The sequence below is a fragment of the Levilactobacillus sp. LN180102 genome (assembly GCF_050106635.1).
Taxonomy (GTDB): domain Bacteria; phylum Bacillota; class Bacilli; order Lactobacillales; family Lactobacillaceae; genus Levilactobacillus; species Levilactobacillus brevis.
Genome location: NZ_JBNIIX010000017.1, coordinates 25,478 through 42,297, shown reverse-complemented (window position 1 = coordinate 42,297; position 16,820 = coordinate 25,478). Strand labels below are relative to the sequence as shown.

Sequence of the window (16,820 nt, the reverse complement as noted above, 5' to 3'; positions counted from 1 at the left end):
CCTTATGCCTCCTGTTTACCACACCAAATGGCAAATAATCTAAAATCGAAAAAATCGTATTGATTCTGTACAGTCTCCGGTAAGTCGCCATATTGCCACTCATCAATCGGCCCCGAAACGACCGTCTGAAAATCCTGACGAGTGGTTGCCGGTAATAATTGTGCGTACGGAAAATCCGTCAATGATAGCATTATCGCCGCTTCTAACAAATGTTCTCGCACCGTGCTTAACTTGACATGCCGGGTCGCCGCAATTTGTGTCAGCGTTTGCCCCGCTTGAACGGCTGCTAAAGTCACCTGGGCACTACGGGCCACTGGTGGTTGCCACAAAGCTGCCACTAACGAATGTAACGGGTGGGTGGGTTGGCGCGCGTCCAGCGCCACTTGCGTAAGACCATCCAGCTGCATCAGATATAACTCCCAGGTCGTTTTACCCGTTAACTGAGCCTGCTGTTCACTCGTTACACCGGGCTGATTAAACCCGGTAAACTGAGCAGTTAACACATCTGCTGCCATAGTTGGAATTTTCGTCAAACTCGCAGTTAAAGCGGCGGAAATGGTTGCAGCCAAGGTGGGGGCCTTCATCGTGTGAAACCACCGCCGCACGGCTTGACGGGCGGCTAAGTCCACTTGTAACGGATAGTATTGTGCCTGACTATGCGCATACTGTGAGACAACCTGAATTGCTAAAAACAACCGCGCTCGTAACGCTTGGTGATCCAAGTAGGGCCACTGCTCGGCCGTTACCGGTTGATAGTAGACTTTGGCGTCACGCTGAGCTGCTCCGGCAGCAGTTAGCTGGACCGTTTCTTTTTCGGCATCAATTTGCGCCCAACCGTGAGCCACCAAAACGGCCGCAGTGTCATCGAGCCCGCCACGTGCCAAGGTCTTATTCAGATTCAGTAAGGATAAGAGGTGGTATCGCTGCCCCCAGTACAACGTCGAAACCGTTCGCCGTCCCCGCAATAGGTTCTCGACAACCCGTAACCGCCGCGGTTGACTTTCACTTAATAAAGGTAATAAATCGACTGGTTCCACGTGTTGACCTCCTGACTGATTAGTTTCCAGTTTACCATACAAAAAATGGGTCACCACTATCGGTAACCCACTTTTCAGTGACGGACGCTTCACCGCACCGAATGCTTCGCAATCCACGGTGCCATTCGTCGGCTTAAAATAATAAATAAACTCCCCAGCACGATGCCCTTAATCAAGTTAAACGGAATAACCCCCAACAAGATTAGTTGATTAACCGGCAAGCCGAGGGACATATGCCAGACCTTTAAATACAATGGCGTGATGACCCACCAATTAGCCAGTGACAAGATGATGGTCAAACTCAAAGTTCCCGTGATCACCGCTAAGACCTGACGTTTTAAAGACGGCATGGGCCGCTTTAGCAAGGCTCCAATGGGCAAGACCAGGGCCAAATCAGCAATAAATGCCGTTAACACACCGATAAAGTTCACAATATCTAATCCCGTGGCGACCAAATACAATAATTCCTTAACTGCCGCAATTAAAATAGCTCCCCCGGGTCCAAACAAGCTCATGCCTAACAGAACCACCAGATCACTTAAATCTAATTTCATGTAGGGAACTAGTGGGATAATGGGGACGGAAATGAACATGAGGACGAAGGCCACCCCTGAAAATAAGGCCATCTCCACCATTGAACGAACGGCTAAGCCATGACGACTGTTTTCCATAATACGTGTTCCTCCTTGCGGCCATCTCGTGGCGATCCCCACTAAAAAAGGTCTCACCACAGAAGGGCAAGACCTTGGGTTTTACGCGCACCAATATGCTCACGCAAAAAGCAACGTCTCATCTTCTGCATACCAGACTTTACTGTCGGTTTCGGAGTTACACCGAATCAACCGCTCACGCGGGTCGCGGACTTTACCGCCGGTCGGGAATTCCACCCTGCCCTGAAGATGAACCAGATTTAATTACACACTTAATATACTAAGAGATCCTTGACCTGTCAACCATTTGGTTCTAAGCCAAATGGGTCAACCGCCGAAGTTCTTTGACTTCTTCTGGTTTCAGCTGACGTGCTTCCCCAGCATTCAATCCCTTTAACGTCAAGAAGCCATATTGTTCTCGTTTTAATTTTTCAACTGGGCAGCCCACCGCTGCCAGCATTTTCTTAACTTGATGATTTTTTCCCTCGTGGATCGTCAATGAAATAATCGCCGTTTTACGATCATCAGCAGCGCTTAAGACCTTCGACTTGGCCGGTGCGTAAGTTTCCCCATCAACGGTGATGCCTTGCCGTAATTGTTTCATCGCATCATTCGTGGGCACGCCCGTCACGCGGGCAATATACGTCTTCTCAACTTCATAACGGGGATGGGTCAATCGATTGGCCAACTCACCATCATTAGTTAATAATAACAACCCCGACGTATCATAATCTAGTCGACCGACTGGGTAAACCCGCTGGCTCACATTTTCCACCAAATCTACGACTGTCTTACGCCCTTTGTCATCATTCGCTGTAGACACGACACCACGCGGCTTATATAACATGATATAAATTGGTGCTTCACTAGAGATTGGTACACCATCCACTAAAATTTGGTCATGCACGCCCACCTTAGTCCCCAGCTCGGTCACTGCCGCACCATTAACTTTAACTCGGCCACTCATAATTAACTTTTCTGATTGACGCCGCGAAGCAACGCCCGCGTGAGCCAAGACTTTTTGTAATCGTTCCATTAAGCTTCATCTCCTGATTGATTGAGTTGCTGATTAAAGGCCTGCAGGAATAAATCACCGGTCGCCTCATCAGCTGTTGTCTCACTTGGTTGGGCCGCTGCGGGTAACGGCGGCAACTCTGCCAATTGTTCAAGTCCAAAGTAATCGAGAAAGTAATCACTGGTTTGATATAACTTGGGGCGACCGGGTTCATCTAAACGCCCCGCATCTTCAACTAACCGGCGCAACACCAATTTCTGAACCGTTGAGGCACTCTGAACTCCCCGAATTTCATCAATTTCAATTCGCGTGATGGGTTGTCGATAAGCGATGATCACCAAGACTTCTAACGAAGCTGGCGACAAACTTGTACTTAAGGGATTCTCAAAATAGCGTTTAACCAGATCACTCGCAGCTTCCTTGGTCACTAACCGATATGTGGTATCGTTGACCATTAACTCCAAGGCAGAGGCTTCATCAGCCGCATATTTTTGAGCCAACCGTTCCAAGGTCGCTAACACTGCGGGACGCATGAGGCCGGTTGCTGCCGACAAATCCGCAACCGAAATTCCTTCGTCACCGCTGACAAACAGCAAACTTTCAATCTGTGCTAGAGGTGACATCCGTGCTAAACCTACCTTCCATTTGTAAAAAGTTAACTTGCAGAGGCGCCAAGCGTCCCGCCTGTTGGAGCTGAACCTGCCGTTGGCGCGCCAGCTCTAACACCGCTAGAAACGTGGTCACCACTTCTTCCATCACGGGATGGGTCACCAGCAATTGTTCAAACGCTACCGGTGCCGTCGTTCCCTTTAGCCGTTGTAAAATCGTCGTCATTTGCCGTTTGATCGTAAAGTGTTCTTGGTGCACACTTTGCGTCACCGGCTTGGCTAACGTTGCTCGCTGCATCAGCCGAACCAAAGCGGTCTGTAAATCAACTGGTTTGATCCCTGGTGCCACTGTCAATTCGACCGACTCCGGAACCGCCATGGCCGGACGGGTAAAGTGCTGCTGGCGTTCTAGCGCCCGTTGTTTCAATGCTTGGGCAGCCTGTTTATATCGCTGATATTCTAAGAGTTGATTGACCAACTCTTCACGGGGATCAGCAGGTTCATCCTCATCGACGGGGACCACTGACTGTGGCTTGGGTAATAAGAGTTTGGCTTTAATCGCCATCAGATTTGCCGCCATGACAAAGTATTCCCCGGCAACATCTAACCGGACGAGCTGCATTTGATGTAAATACGTCAAGTATTGGCTCGTAATCGTACTAATTCGAATATCATAGATATCCATTTCATTGGTTTTAATGAGGTGTAATAGTAAATCCAACGGACCTTCAAAATCACTGACCTGAATCAGCGGTTGTCCGTTCACTGTGGTTTTGTCCATGATGATACTCCCACTTTGCAATAATCTTCGCTGTTGTTAGGGTTCCCATTAATCGTTTGTTCGGCACAGCAGTCGTCAATTGATCCAACATTTGCCAGGTACTAGCTGTAACCGGTTTGTCTGGCATCAGCGTAACCAAGCGCACAATCAGAAATTGATCATGAACCTCTGTTCCTAAAGCCCCGGCAAAATCATCGTTTTCATCTTTCCACAAATAAAGCGTCCGGTCATCGCCACCTTGGTACCAACTAAGTTCGCGCTGAAGCCGATCCCAATCTTTAAACGTGGGCAACAGGCTGAGTAGGCCCATCGCAATCTTTTGATAATCACTCCGATATTTTAATAACATGGTCCTCCTCCATTCCAACGACCTCTTACTTTATCACACTAAGCTCGCGGGTGGTATTGATCGTAGACCTTTACCAATCGTTTCTTAGAAATATGCGTATAGATTTGAGTTGTCGTAATATCCGCATGCCCCAGCAACTCTTGCACAACCCGCAAATCGGCACCATTTTCCAGGATATGGGTCGCAAATGAATGTCGTAACGTATGCGGCGTCACGTCCTTATTAATCTGCGCGACCGCAACGTATTGCTTAATTTTTTGCCAAATGGCCTGACGACTCAGGCCGCCGCCGTGCGCATTTAAAAATAAATAGGGACTCGTTCGTTGCTTCAACAGCACCGGCCGGCTGGTTTGTAAATACCGGTTAATCCAGTCTGTCGCCACGTCACCAATGGGGATGATGCGTTCTTTATCCCCCTTACCCAAAGTCTGAATAAGACCCATTTCCAAATGAAGATCAGCCAGTTTCAAATGAACAAGTTCGCTGACCCGGAGGCCCGTGGCGTACATCACCTCAAGAATAGCCCGGTCACGCAATCCGTACTTAGTCGTTGTATCCGGCGCGGCTAGTAATCGATCTACTTCTGCCACCGTCAAAACGGCCGGTAAATGCTCAGCATGTTTAGGTGCAGCCACATTGGCCATCGGATTAGTAGTCATCTGATGGGTTTGTACCAGATAACGGTAAAACTTTCGTAAAGCGGACACGGCATGAATCACTGAATTACGCGATTTCCCCGTTGCCGTCAAGTTACTTAAATAAGCCATTATCGTCAACCGATCAGCATCCTTAAAACTAGTCAGGTGCTGTTGCGCTAAATAAGTGCCCAGATTACGCAATTCTTGCGTGTAACTCGTTACCGAATTGGCGGCTAAGCCCTGTTCAACTGTCAAGTAATGGCCAAAATCTGCCACTTGGGTTGCCAATTCAGCCATTCAATCACTCCTTAATCCTGCGGTGTATCCGGATCAGTCACTAGCCACAATTGACCATCATGTTGCGTAATCTTTCGTGCTTTTAGCAAATGCCCAATTGCCCGCTTAAACTGGCCTTTACTAATGCCAAAGTAAGCCTTAATCGCAGCCGGGTCGCTCTTATCACTAAAGTCTAGATGACCGTCATCACTGTGCTCTAAAGCGGCTAGTAACATCGACGCATCATCATCAATCGCTTCAAAAGTCCGGGGACGAAGCGATAAATTCAACGTCCCGTCATCATGCACCCCAATGACCCGCGCATGTAATTCTTCACCTAAACGGGGTTCCGTTTCCCGTTCATTTGGGTGAATAAATCCCAATTCATAATGGTCCGTCATAACCCGCGTTCCTACTAATTTAAGCTGATAAGCCCGCGCGATAACGTTGGCATTTTGCATTCGTTTGTTAGCAGGCTGGGCAATGGCTTGATAGATATCCCCATCTGCCAGAACGCCCCACAACCGGTGCTTGTTATCTTCACGCAAAGCAATCATTAGTTGATCCCCTTGTTGTGGCCATAGTTCCATCATAGCTGGTAGGTCATCCAAGGAAACGACAATATCCTTGTTGGGTAATCCGATATCCACAAAGACCCCCAATGTCCGCTGATTCCGTACAACCGTTCCCATGCCATAATGATCAACTTGCACCTGAGGCGCGTCCCGGGTAATTTGAAGATCATGATCTTCATTTTCATAAGCAAAGCCTTTGAAATTCGAGCCGAGTTTTAGCGGCTTCTTGATCTCCGCCTTATCTAAATAAAAAGTGGTTCCTGCAACCTGCACGAAATACGCTGTTTCATTTTCGTCAGTAACCTTCCCCGCGATGATGCGGCCTAATAAATCTGCCATAATTTCTCCTCAATTCTACCAGTCTGACTGGTTTACCGTTCAAAAGTGTCTATTCTTTATTTTACACGGAATCCCCTCAACTAGCGACCCTTTTCCTGAATTTTGCGTACAAAAAAACGGTCCCCCGACAGAGGGGCCGTTTCCATAACAGGTTTATCTCTCATTAAAGTGCGTTAGAAGCACCGTGGTAAACGATACCGCGACGTGAGTCAACTGTAATCAATTCACCATCAGAAATCTTATCACTAGCGCCAACGGCACCAACGATAACTGGAATTCCCATGGAAATTCCAACAACTGCAGCATGAGAAGTCAATCCACCGTTTTCAACGATGACAGCACTTGACTTTTCAATAGCTGGCAAGTAGTCCTTGTCGGTGTTCTTAGCAATTAAGATACCACCTTCAACAACTTTAGCATTTGCTTCAGCAGCCGTGTTCGCAATGATGGCCTTACCAATCACCGTGTCGTCACCAACGCCTTGGCCTTGTACCAACTTTGAACCGATCAATTGGATCTTCATCAAGTTAGTCGTGCCGCGTTCGCCAACTGGTACACCAGCGGTGATTAAGATCAAGTCGCCTTCCTTAGCTAAGCCCGTTTCAACGGCCTTAGCAGCAGCTAAATCAAACATTTCATCCGTGTTTGATGGCTTTTCGGTAACGATTGGGTAGACACCCCAGTTAACCATCAAGCCGCGACGAGTCCGGTCGTCAAAGGTAACTGCCAAGATATCAGCATTTGGCCGGTACTTGGAGATCATCTTTGCCGTGTAGCCTGTTTCCGTAGCAGCAACGATGGTCTTAACGCCCAATTCGTTAGCAACTCGCGCAACAGAAGCACCAATAGATTCCGTAACGTCACCGTTGTCGAAGTCTAAGTTATCACGACCAAAGTCCTTCAAAGCATTTTCAGCCTTGATATCGATCCGGTTCATCGTTGCAACGGATTCTACTGGGTATTCACCGTTAGCACTTTCACCAGAAAGCATTGTTGCGTCAGTACCATCAAAGACGGCGTTAGCAACGTCAGAAGCTTCGGCACGTGTCGGACGTGGGTTTTCTTGCATTGAGTCTAACATTTGCGTAGCCGTGATAACTGGCTTGCCCAAAATGTTACACTTCTTGATCAAAGCTTTTTGAACCAAAGGTACGTTTTCCGTTGGAATTTCAACACCCATGTCACCACGAGCAACCATTAAACCATCGGAAACCTTGATGATATCATCAAAGTTGTTGATACCTTCTTGAGATTCAATCTTAGGGAAGATTTGAACGTGTTCCATGTGCTTTTCTTCGAGGAGTTCACGGATGTCCATGACATCTTGTGGCTTCCGAACGAATGAAGCAGCAATGAAGTTAATTTCGTGGTCCAAACCAAAACGAATATCGTCAGAATCCTTTTCAGTGATCCCAGGTAAGTTAATGGAAACACCAGGTGCGTTAACACCCTTACGAGAACCTAAGACACCATCGTTTTGAGCCGTTACGATTAATTCCTTAGTTGCATCGTCTTTCTTATCAACGACCGTGTCCAACAAACCATCATCAAATAAGACGTGGCCGCCTTCGTGGACATCATCGTACAAACCAGGGTAAGTCACAGCGATCTTTTCCTTGGTCCCTTCGAGTGAATCGTCCATAGAGATCCGGAATTGGTCACCCGTCTTGAATTGGAGCTTGCCGCCCTTTTCAACCGTGGTCCGAATTTCGGCACCCTTCGTATCTAACATGATACCAACGGTCTTACCGGTAATCTTTTCAGCCTTGTGGACATTTTCCAACCGGCCTAAGTGTTCTTCGTGGTCACCATGTGAAAAGTTGAACCGGAAGATGTTGGCGCCAGATTCGATTAACTTAACAATCGTATCAACGTCAGTACTTGCAGGACCAAGGGTACTTACGATCTTGGTTTTCTTCATAAGAAAAATCTCTCCTTTAAAATTGGCACGGACCAGTCTGTCATTTGGCTAAAAACCGCAACACAAAAGTCCGGCACAAATTTGATTCCAAAATCATTCTATCACTTTTGAATTTCGATGTCGCCTTTGTTTGTTAATTTTTTAGCGTTTGTTTGAATTTTCTCAAAGTAAGCGTTTTCCGTCAAGACTTCTTCCCAGATTTACGCAAAAACCTGCTGATTCAATAATTAGCAGGTTATAGTTGTTAGTTTTTTATTGTTTTTCAGCCGCCGGAACTGGAATACTGAATCCCAAGGCAGCAATATCCTGATCGAATGTTTTCACTGTATCTAGTGAAACTGTTTCAGCATCAGTGCCAAATTTCTGCAATTTTGCCAAAATCTTGGGTGGCACCGTAATAATGTCACAGCCAGTTTGATCGGCCTGAACAATGTTGAAGACTTCCCGGGTGCTAGCCCACAAAAGTTCAACTTGGGCCTTTGTATGACAAATCGCTGCCGCCTGCCGCATCAATGGTAACGGATCAACACCTGTATCGGCGATCCGACCAGCAAAGACGGACACAATGCCACCCGTCGTCTCCTCTAAGGCAGCAACTGCTAATTTCACTTGGGCTAAAGTGGTGATCGCCGTCACATTTACTTGGACGCCAGCCATTGACAGTTCATGAATCACTGCCGTATTGTCTTCACCAGTTGCACGAATAATGGGCACTTTGACGGCGACATGTTCGCCCAATCCGGCTAACACCTTGGCCTCCGCTAACATTCTCTCTGGTGTATTGCCAAAGACTTCAAAACTAATTGATCGGTCTGGAAAAGTCGCTACGGCCTCACGAGCAAAGGCCAGATAGTCTGTGATTCCCGCTGCCTTCATCAAGCTGGGGTTAGTAGTAAAGCCCTGAATATTCTCCTGTTCGGCGATGGCTTTCATGGCAGATAATTCTGCGCCATCCGAGTAGACTTTCACGTTTAATTGCATTAAAAAATACCTCCAGATAAGACTTCTTGTGATTGGTACAATCATACTAAAGCCTTGAACAATAGTCCAGAGGTATTTTTATCTAAATTGGTCTATCCATTTTTAAAAATAGCATTTCCTGTTCCCATCAAGGCTTCTAAAGTCACCTTCAGTTGTGCATCCGCCTGCAACCACTGGGTTTTCGGCAAAATTCGCTTCTCATCGGTCTGCGGTTGATATACGATAACTGGTACTGGTCCTCGATGCGCCGTTAGAAATTGTGCCAGTTGCTGGGCAATTGCCCGATCAGTATGCTGCTGGTCGACTCGAATGAACCACCGCGCACCAGCCGGTAACGTTGGCGTTGTGTGCTGGTCGGCAACCGGCTTAACGGGAATCTGATCAGCCAGACTGACTTGATCGGCCACAATTTGTAATCCCCGCTGCTGCTCAACCTTACCGCGCACCACAATCACTTGATCCGTTGCTAACCACTCGCTTATCTGCCGAAACTGGTTAGGAAAAATCGTGACACTCACATCGGCAGTCTCATCGCTGCCAGTTACAAACACCATTGGTTCTCCCCGTTTCGTTCGAATCTGCCGAATCTTAATCACATAAAGCAAAACCGTCACGCGAGTATTGGCCGTCAATTCACTCACGGCTTGGGCCTGCAACTGTCGACCCAGTTGTTGGTATTGCTCAACCGGATGCCCCGACAAATAGGCCCCCAAAACCGCTTCTTCTTGACTCAGCTTTGTCATCAAATCTAAATCAGGCTGTGATTTGATTTTCGGAGCCAGCGCCGCAATTAGTTCCACATTGTCTCCTGACAACTCAACACTGCTGATGAATTCCGGCAACGCCGCAATTAATTCCGCTCGATTATGACCAAAATGGTCAAATGCCCCCGCATACACCAAAGCATTAAGTAGATCGGCCTTCCGGTATTTCGATGCGATCCGTTCGAGGAACTGATGCAGATCCTTAAATGGCCCGTGCTCATGCCGCTCAGCTAAGACTTCACGCAAGAAATCACGGCGAACCCCCTTGATGCTACTTAAACCAAAGATAATTGCCGAGTGATACAGGTTAAAATAAGCTGTTGAGCGGTTAATATCCGGCGGTAAGACCGTTACGCCATGTCGTTTAGCTTCGGTCAGATAGACCTTCGTCTTAGCACCAACATTAATGACAGAGTTCATCAAGGACGCGTAAAAGGCGGCTGGGTAATGGGCCTTCAAGTAAGCTAACTGAAAGGCTAACTTACTATAGGCAACCGCGTGTGAGCGATTAAAACCATAGTTTGCAAACCGGTCAATATAGGCAAAGACCCGTTGTGCCACCGCTAGCTCATAGCCCCGTTGTTGGGCACCCGCCACGAATTGTTTTTGCATGGCGTCCATCGTTTGTTTTTTCTTTTTACTCATTGCCCGCCGCAATAAGTCGGCTTGGCCCAGCGTGAAGCCGCCCATCACAGAAGCAACTTGCATGACTTGTTCTTGGTAAACCAAGACACCATACGTTGGGCCTAAGATTGGCGCTAAAGCATCAGCCGGATAAGTGACCGGTTCCTGCCCGTTTTTCCGGCGAATAAACGTATCGATATTTTCCATAGGTCCCGGTCGGTAGAGCGCATTAACCGCGGCCACCAGCTCAAAGCTATCCGGCTGGAGTTGGCGTAAGACCCGTTTAATCCCAGAAGATTCAAACTGAAAAACCCCGTTTGTCTCACCGGTTGCAAACAGCTTTAGTGTTGCTGGATCATTTAAATCAATCTGATTAAGGTCCACGATTTTTCCAGTTTGTTTTTTCACCAATGCCAGGGCGTTGGCAAGAATGCTCAAATTACGTAACCCTAAGAAGTCCATTTTTAGCAGACCAACTGCTTCAACGGTGTCTTTGGGGTATTGCGTCATCAGTAGTTCTTCGCTTCCGGGCTGTAACGGCACCAAATCACGCAGTGGTCCCTGACTTAAAACAATACCAGCCGCATGGGTTGAATAGTGCCGCGGCAATCCCTCTAACTTCTGTGCCGTCGCAAACAACAATTGATTACGCGAGCTATCAGCAACTAAATTACGTAACCGTTGTGACTGATCATAGGCCCGCTGCAAAGTGATGTGTAGCTCGGCTGGAATGGCCGCACTCCAGTCGCTAAGCTCGTAAGGCGCCATCCCCAAAACCCGGCCGACATCCCGCAATGCGGCTTTAGCCGCTAGTGTCCCAAAGGTAATAATCTGAGCCACCCGTTCATGACCATATTTATCATGAACGTATTGCAAAACCTGTTCCCGCCGATTATCTGGAATATCCAGATCAATATCGGGCATTTGGGCCCGCTCTTCATTTAAAAACCGTTCAAACAACAGATCATAAGCCAGCGGGTCCACTTCAGTAATGGCTAGAACATAGGCCACCAATGACCCTGCAGCTGATCCTCGACCGGGCCCGGTTTGAATATTTGCTTGATGGGCAAAGTTCATCACATCCCAAATAATTAGGAAATAATCATCGAAGCCCATCCGGTGAATAACCCCAAGTTCATGATCCAAGCGTTGCTGATAAGGCATCGCATCGGTAATGTGGTTAGCTGTTAGTCGACGCTTTAGACCCGCCACGCAGCGCTCACGCAAATAATCGCGGGAGTTCTCCTGATTGGGGGTCGGAAATTGTGGCAACTGCGGTTGCTGAAATTGTAACGTCACCGTGCTAGCAGCAGCAATTGACGCCGTCATCGTCACAGCAGCCGTCAATCCCACGTTAGCAAACCGCTGGGTTTCCTCGGCGGCCGGCCGTAACCAATGAGTCCCTTGAACTTGCTGTTCAGTCGTCGGATCACTGATCGTTTCACCGGCATCGATCGCTCGTAACACCGTGACCGCAAAATGATCGTCTCGATTCAAATACGCGACCGGTGATAACGCCACTAACGGCGTTGTCGTTGCCTGACTGAGGCTTTGTAAGTGGTCACGACTCACAGCAGTCAAATCCGGTGACACGCCGATGGCCAGTTGGCCCACCGACCAGTCATTTAGCTGATGGAGAATCTGCTGGGCCGGCGCTAGTTGGTCATTGGCTACCAACGTATGGATTTCACTATCTAATGGGGCAATCATAGTCAGCTGACTAAGGTTTTTGGTCAACTGGGTCAAGTCAACTGGCCCACCGCCAACCTGATACGCCGTCGATAATTGCATGAGTTGTTGGTAGCCCGTAAAATTTTGCGCTAAAAAGACCCAATCGTAGGCCTGCGTGGCATCGTTCAGCCCCTGTGCCGTTAGCGTTAGTCCTAAAAGTGGCTTAATGTCGGCTTGTCGACACGCATTATAAAAAGCTACGGCACCGTACATCACATTCTTATCCGCCAATGCCAGTGCAGTGTACCCCCGCTTCTTAGCCGTTTGGACGAGATCATCAATCCGGTTGGTGCTCTGTAATAAACTATAGGTGCTGAACACCTGTAACGGTACAAACATGCCTGCAGCTCCTTTCGTCTTCAAAATCGTTAGTCCCATTATACCAGAAAAGGCCCAGTAAACACGCTAGATGAACAAATGTTCGTTGGCACTTGAAAAGCTCCCCCAGAATCATCAAAGATTCTGGAAGAGCTTGTACCGATAATCTCAAAATAACTAGTAACCGGTTATTGTTTCCCTACTTCACTTTACTGTGCATCAGCTGCTGCTTGCGGGGCATGGGTGAACGTTAACTGGTCGTCAGCAACATCAATCGTAATCAGACTATTGGCTGGAATTGTGCCAGCGATCAATTCACGAGCCAATGGTGTTTCAACATGGGTCGTGATAAACCGTTGTAATGGCCGGGCCCCATAAGCTGGCAGGTAGCCGGCCTTCGCAATCCACGTTTGTGCAGCTGGCGTAATGGTCAAGTCTAACTGCTGTTCGTGTAGGCGAGTGGCAAGGTGATCAATCAGTTTAACTACAATTTGTTCAACATCCGCTAAGGACAGTGGGGTAAACATAATCGTTTCATCAATCCGGTTTAAGAATTCTGGCCGGAAATGACTTTGGAGCAATTGGGCGACTTGTTTCTTAGCGTCCTCACTAATCCGACCCTGGTCGTCAGTTCCTTGTAACAGCAACTCCGATCCCAGATTAGATGTCATGATCAAAATCGTATTCTTAAAGTCTACAGTCCGCCCCTGACTATCCGTCAACCGGCCATCATCTAAGACCTGCAGTAACAAGTTAAAGACGTCTGGGTGCGCCTTTTCCACTTCATCAAACAAAACAATCGTGTACGGATTACGCCGAACGGCTTCCGTTAGCTGGCCGCCTTCTTCATAGCCGACGTATCCTGGCGCCGCGCCGACCAATCGTGAGACCGATTCCTTTTCCATGTACTCACTCATGTCGATTCGGACCATGTGATCTTCACTGTCAAATAAGTTTTCAGCTAAGGCTTTCGCTAATTCTGTTTTCCCAACCCCGGTCGGTCCCAGAAACAAGAACGACCCTAACGGTTTGGTTGGATCTTGTAAGCCTGCTCGTGACCGCAAGACCGCATCAGCCACCGCCGAAACGGCTTGGTCTTGACCAACCACCCGTTCATGCAGATGATCGGCCAATTTCAACAGTTTCTCACGTTCACCTTGGACCAGTTTCGTCACGGGAATACCGGTCATCCGACTTACTACTGCGGCAATCTCGTTTTCAGTCACTGACTCGGAGACCAACCAATCTTGTTGCTGATCGGTTTGCTCCAAATCGGCTAATTCCTTTTCCAATTGGGGAATCGTTCCGTGTTGCAATTCGGCTGCCCGGTTTAAGTCATAAGCCGATTCAGCATTTTCCAATTCACGTTTAGCCTGGTCTAATTCCGTTTTCTTGTCACCTAATTGCTTAATCGCCGACTTTTCTTGATTCCACCGCGCACTCAGGTGATCGACCCTTTCCTTCGTATCGGCTAATTCTTTCTGTAGGTCACTGAGTCGTTGTTTCGAGGCCTCGTCCGTTTCTTGCTTCAATGCCGTTTGCTCAACTTGCATCCGCATCAACTGCCGCCGAGCCTGATCCAATTCCGTTGGCGCCGAATTCATTTCCACACGAATCGAAGCGGAGGCCTCGTCGACGAGGTCGATTGCCTTATCGGGTAAGAAGCGGTCTGTCAGATACCGATCGGATAATTTAGCGGCCGCAATCAAGGCATTATCATGAATCTTAACGCCATGGTGAATTTCAAAGCGTTCCCGCAATCCCCGTAAAATGGTAACCGTGTCAGCTACGCTCGGTTCGTTGACCAATACCCGCTGGAAGCGCCGTTCCAATGCCTTATCCTGTTCCAAATATTGACGATATTCGTCTAACGTGGTGGCCCCAATCAAGTGAAGCTCACCGCGGGCCAACATCGGCTTCAACAAATTACCAGCATCCATGCTGCCTTCTGTCTTACCGGCACCCACAATGTTATGAATTTCATCAATAAACATGATAATCTGACCATCACTCTTGGTAACTTCTTTGAGAACTGCCTTTAATCGTTCCTCAAATTCACCACGGTACTTCGCCCCGGCAATTAAAGCCCCCATATCTAGAGAGAAAATCGTCTTATCTTTCAAATTATCCGGTACGTCTCCACGCACAATTCGTTGCGCCAAGCCTTCAACAATCGCCGTTTTACCAACACCCGGTTCACCAATTAAAACCGGATTATTCTTGGTCTTACGCGAAAGAATCCGAATGACTGAAAGAATTTCATCATCGCGACCGATAATCGGATCAATCTTACCACTACGCATAGCTTTGACTAAATCAGTACCGTACTTTTCTAATGCTTTATATTGATCTTCTTGATTCTTAGACGTCACCCGTTCACCTCCACGTAAGTCATCAACTGCTGCCCGGAGTTTCTTTTCCGTCAACCCCTGTTGTTTGAGATAATCCGTCAGCGCTTCACCGTTCAATTGCATGACGGCCAGAACCACCGTATCCAAAGCCATAAAATCATCGTGATAGGCGTCACGAATCTGATCGGCCTTTTGGAGTAATTCGGTTAAATTTCTAGAGAACTCCTGACCATACTGCACGCCACTACCCGTGACCGTGCTAATACTATCGAGTTCCCGATCGAGTTCGTGATCGAGTGCCGTCACATCAACACCCGCGTCTTGAAAAAGTTGCCGGGCTAATTCGCCGGGCTGAACAAGAAATTTAAACAAGTGAGCCACGGTCACTGCTTGATGCTGACGTGTGACCGCAATCCGCTGTGCTTCGGCTAAAGCACTTGTTAAAGCTTCTGTCATTTTTTCTGGATTCATATCGAGTCCCCCTCAGTTAGTTTTTCGTTAATTTTAAGAGTCATAAAAAGAGGTAACCAACACCGGCAACCTCCTTCTTCATGATTCATTCTAACTGATTTAAACGAGAAATCCAAATAATTTGACCTTTTTTGACCAAATAATTTAAGCCCGCTGTTCCGCCAATTCCGCGATCTTAATAATCACATCGGTCGCTTGTTCCATGGTTTGTTCAGACACATATTCGAACCGACCGTGCATGTTCTCGCCACCGGCAAATAAGTTCGGTGTTGGCAAGCCCATAAAGGAGATCTTGGACCCATCTGTTCCACCACGGACGGGGAAAATTAACGGTTTGATGTTAAGAGCCTCGAGTGCATCCTTAGCCAAGTCAACCACCGTCATATCCTTTTCGATCACTTCACGCATGTTGTAGTACTGGTCCTTGATCGTGACCTGGACCCGTTTTGACCCATATTGTTGGTTTAATTGGTCGGCAACGCCTTGGAAGAGTTGCTTGCGGTCCTCGAAAATTTGCCGGTCATGATCACGAATAATATAGCTGAGATGGGCCGTATCAACGTCTCCTGTCATGCTATATAAGTGGAAGAAGCCTTCACGACCTTCCGTATATTCTGGACGATCGTGTTCTGGCAATGCAGCATGGAAGTCCATGGCTACCTGCGATGCATTAACCATGACGCCCTTGGCCTCGGCTGGGTGAACATTGGTCCCCGTGATCTCAACCTGAGCATCCGCGGCATTAAAGGTTTCATATTCAAGCTGTCCCAAGGGACCACCATCAACTGTATAGGCAATGTCTGCCCCAAAATCGGCCACATCAAAGTGATCAGCCCCTGTCCCAATTTCTTCGTCAGGCCCTAAACCAATCTTAATCTCGCCATGCTTGATTTCAGGATGAGCCAATAAGTATTCGGCCGCTGCCATGATTTCAGCTACCCCAGATTTATCATCGGCCCCTAATAGCGTTTGACCATCAGTGGTAATCAACGTATGCCCAGCGTAATTCTTTAAATTAGGAAAAACAGCTGGATCTAACGTATACTTACCAGCTTCATCCAGTTTGATGACCGATTGGCCGTCATAGTTTTCAACGATTTGTGGGTTAATATGCTCACTGTTAAAATCTGCTGTATCAAAATGAGAAATGAATCCCAATTTTTTAACTGCCTTATCTGTATTAGCCGGTAAGGTCGCAAAAACATAAGCGGATTGGGCATTGATGTGTACATCAGTTAATCCGATTGCCTGTAAATCCGTTACAAGCCCTTCTGCAAATGCTGTCAATCGGGGCGTTGATGGAATTGTCGTCGACTGCGGATCAGACCGCGTATTAATTTTTACATACTTCAAGAAGCGGGGAATCAAGTTGTCATACTTTGCCAAAATAA

13 protein-coding genes and 1 riboswitch are annotated in these 16,820 nt (G+C 47.6%); all 13 genes read right to left on the bottom strand.

The genetic code is table 11. The features are described from left to right. Positions 1–2: 2 nt before the first annotated feature. On the bottom strand, positions 3–1,037 hold the full coding sequence (locus tag ACP4IT_RS10105) for a helix-turn-helix domain-containing protein (RefSeq protein ID WP_011667547.1): 1,035 nt from the start codon (positions 1,035–1,037) through the stop codon (positions 3–5). A gap of 89 nt (positions 1,038–1,126) precedes the next feature. Then, positions 1,127–1,708, bottom strand: coding sequence for an ECF transporter S component (locus ACP4IT_RS10100; protein WP_024855001.1), 582 nt, complete (start codon positions 1,706–1,708; stop codon positions 1,127–1,129). 116 nt (positions 1,709–1,824) lie between these two features. Beyond that, positions 1,825–1,942: riboswitch (FMN riboswitch) on the bottom strand. A gap of 58 nt (positions 1,943–2,000) precedes the next feature. After that, positions 2,001–2,723 carry a pseudouridine synthase gene (locus ACP4IT_RS10095; protein WP_011667545.1) on the bottom strand — a complete coding sequence of 241 codons (723 nt, stop codon included), beginning with the start codon at positions 2,721–2,723 and terminating at the stop codon, positions 2,001–2,003. Continuing rightward, on the bottom strand, positions 2,723–3,325 hold the full coding sequence (gene scpB, locus ACP4IT_RS10090; protein ID WP_426855618.1) for an SMC-Scp complex subunit ScpB: 603 nt from the start codon (positions 3,323–3,325) through the stop codon (positions 2,723–2,725). Before scpB ends, ACP4IT_RS10095 begins: the two co-directional genes overlap by 1 nt. After that, positions 3,303–4,091 carry a segregation and condensation protein A gene (locus ACP4IT_RS10085; RefSeq protein WP_035465296.1) on the bottom strand — a complete coding sequence of 263 codons (789 nt, stop codon included), beginning with the start codon at positions 4,089–4,091 and terminating at the stop codon, positions 3,303–3,305. Before ACP4IT_RS10085 ends, scpB begins: the two co-directional genes overlap by 23 nt. Then, the gene (locus tag ACP4IT_RS10080) at positions 4,045–4,440 is read right to left on the bottom strand and encodes a hypothetical protein (RefSeq protein WP_011667542.1); all 396 of its coding nucleotides are present in this window, start codon (positions 4,438–4,440) and stop codon (positions 4,045–4,047) included. Before ACP4IT_RS10080 ends, ACP4IT_RS10085 begins: the two co-directional genes overlap by 47 nt. Positions 4,441–4,478: 38 nt before the next feature. Beyond that, positions 4,479–5,375 (bottom strand): site-specific tyrosine recombinase XerD, encoded by an 897-nt coding sequence (gene xerD, locus ACP4IT_RS10075; RefSeq protein ID WP_011667541.1) that lies wholly within the window; start codon positions 5,373–5,375, stop codon positions 4,479–4,481. 11 nt (positions 5,376–5,386) lie between these two features. Further along, positions 5,387–6,268: a CvfB family protein gene (locus ACP4IT_RS10070; RefSeq protein WP_021741022.1), complete on the bottom strand. Its 882-nt coding sequence runs from the start codon at positions 6,266–6,268 to the stop codon at positions 5,387–5,389. A gap of 163 nt (positions 6,269–6,431) precedes the next feature. Beyond that, positions 6,432–8,189 (bottom strand): pyruvate kinase, encoded by a 1,758-nt coding sequence (gene pyk, locus ACP4IT_RS10065; protein ID WP_011667539.1) that lies wholly within the window; start codon positions 8,187–8,189, stop codon positions 6,432–6,434. A gap of 252 nt (positions 8,190–8,441) precedes the next feature. Beyond that, complete coding sequence (locus ACP4IT_RS10060; protein ID WP_024855000.1) at positions 8,442–9,170, bottom strand: transaldolase; 729 nt, start codon at positions 9,168–9,170, stop codon at positions 8,442–8,444. Between the two features lie 92 nt (positions 9,171–9,262). Further along, positions 9,263–12,628 (bottom strand): DNA polymerase III subunit alpha, encoded by a 3,366-nt coding sequence (gene dnaE, locus ACP4IT_RS10055; RefSeq protein ID WP_086231878.1) that lies wholly within the window; start codon positions 12,626–12,628, stop codon positions 9,263–9,265. A 188-nt stretch (positions 12,629–12,816) separates the two neighbouring features. Next, positions 12,817–15,429 (bottom strand): ATP-dependent chaperone ClpB, encoded by a 2,613-nt coding sequence (clpB, locus tag ACP4IT_RS10050; RefSeq protein ID WP_011667536.1) that lies wholly within the window; start codon positions 15,427–15,429, stop codon positions 12,817–12,819. A gap of 144 nt (positions 15,430–15,573) precedes the next feature. Further along, positions 15,574–16,815, bottom strand: a complete 1,242-nt coding sequence (gene pepT, locus ACP4IT_RS10045; protein ID WP_011667535.1) for a peptidase T — start codon at positions 16,813–16,815, stop codon at positions 15,574–15,576. Between the last annotated feature and the right edge of the window lie 5 nt (positions 16,816–16,820).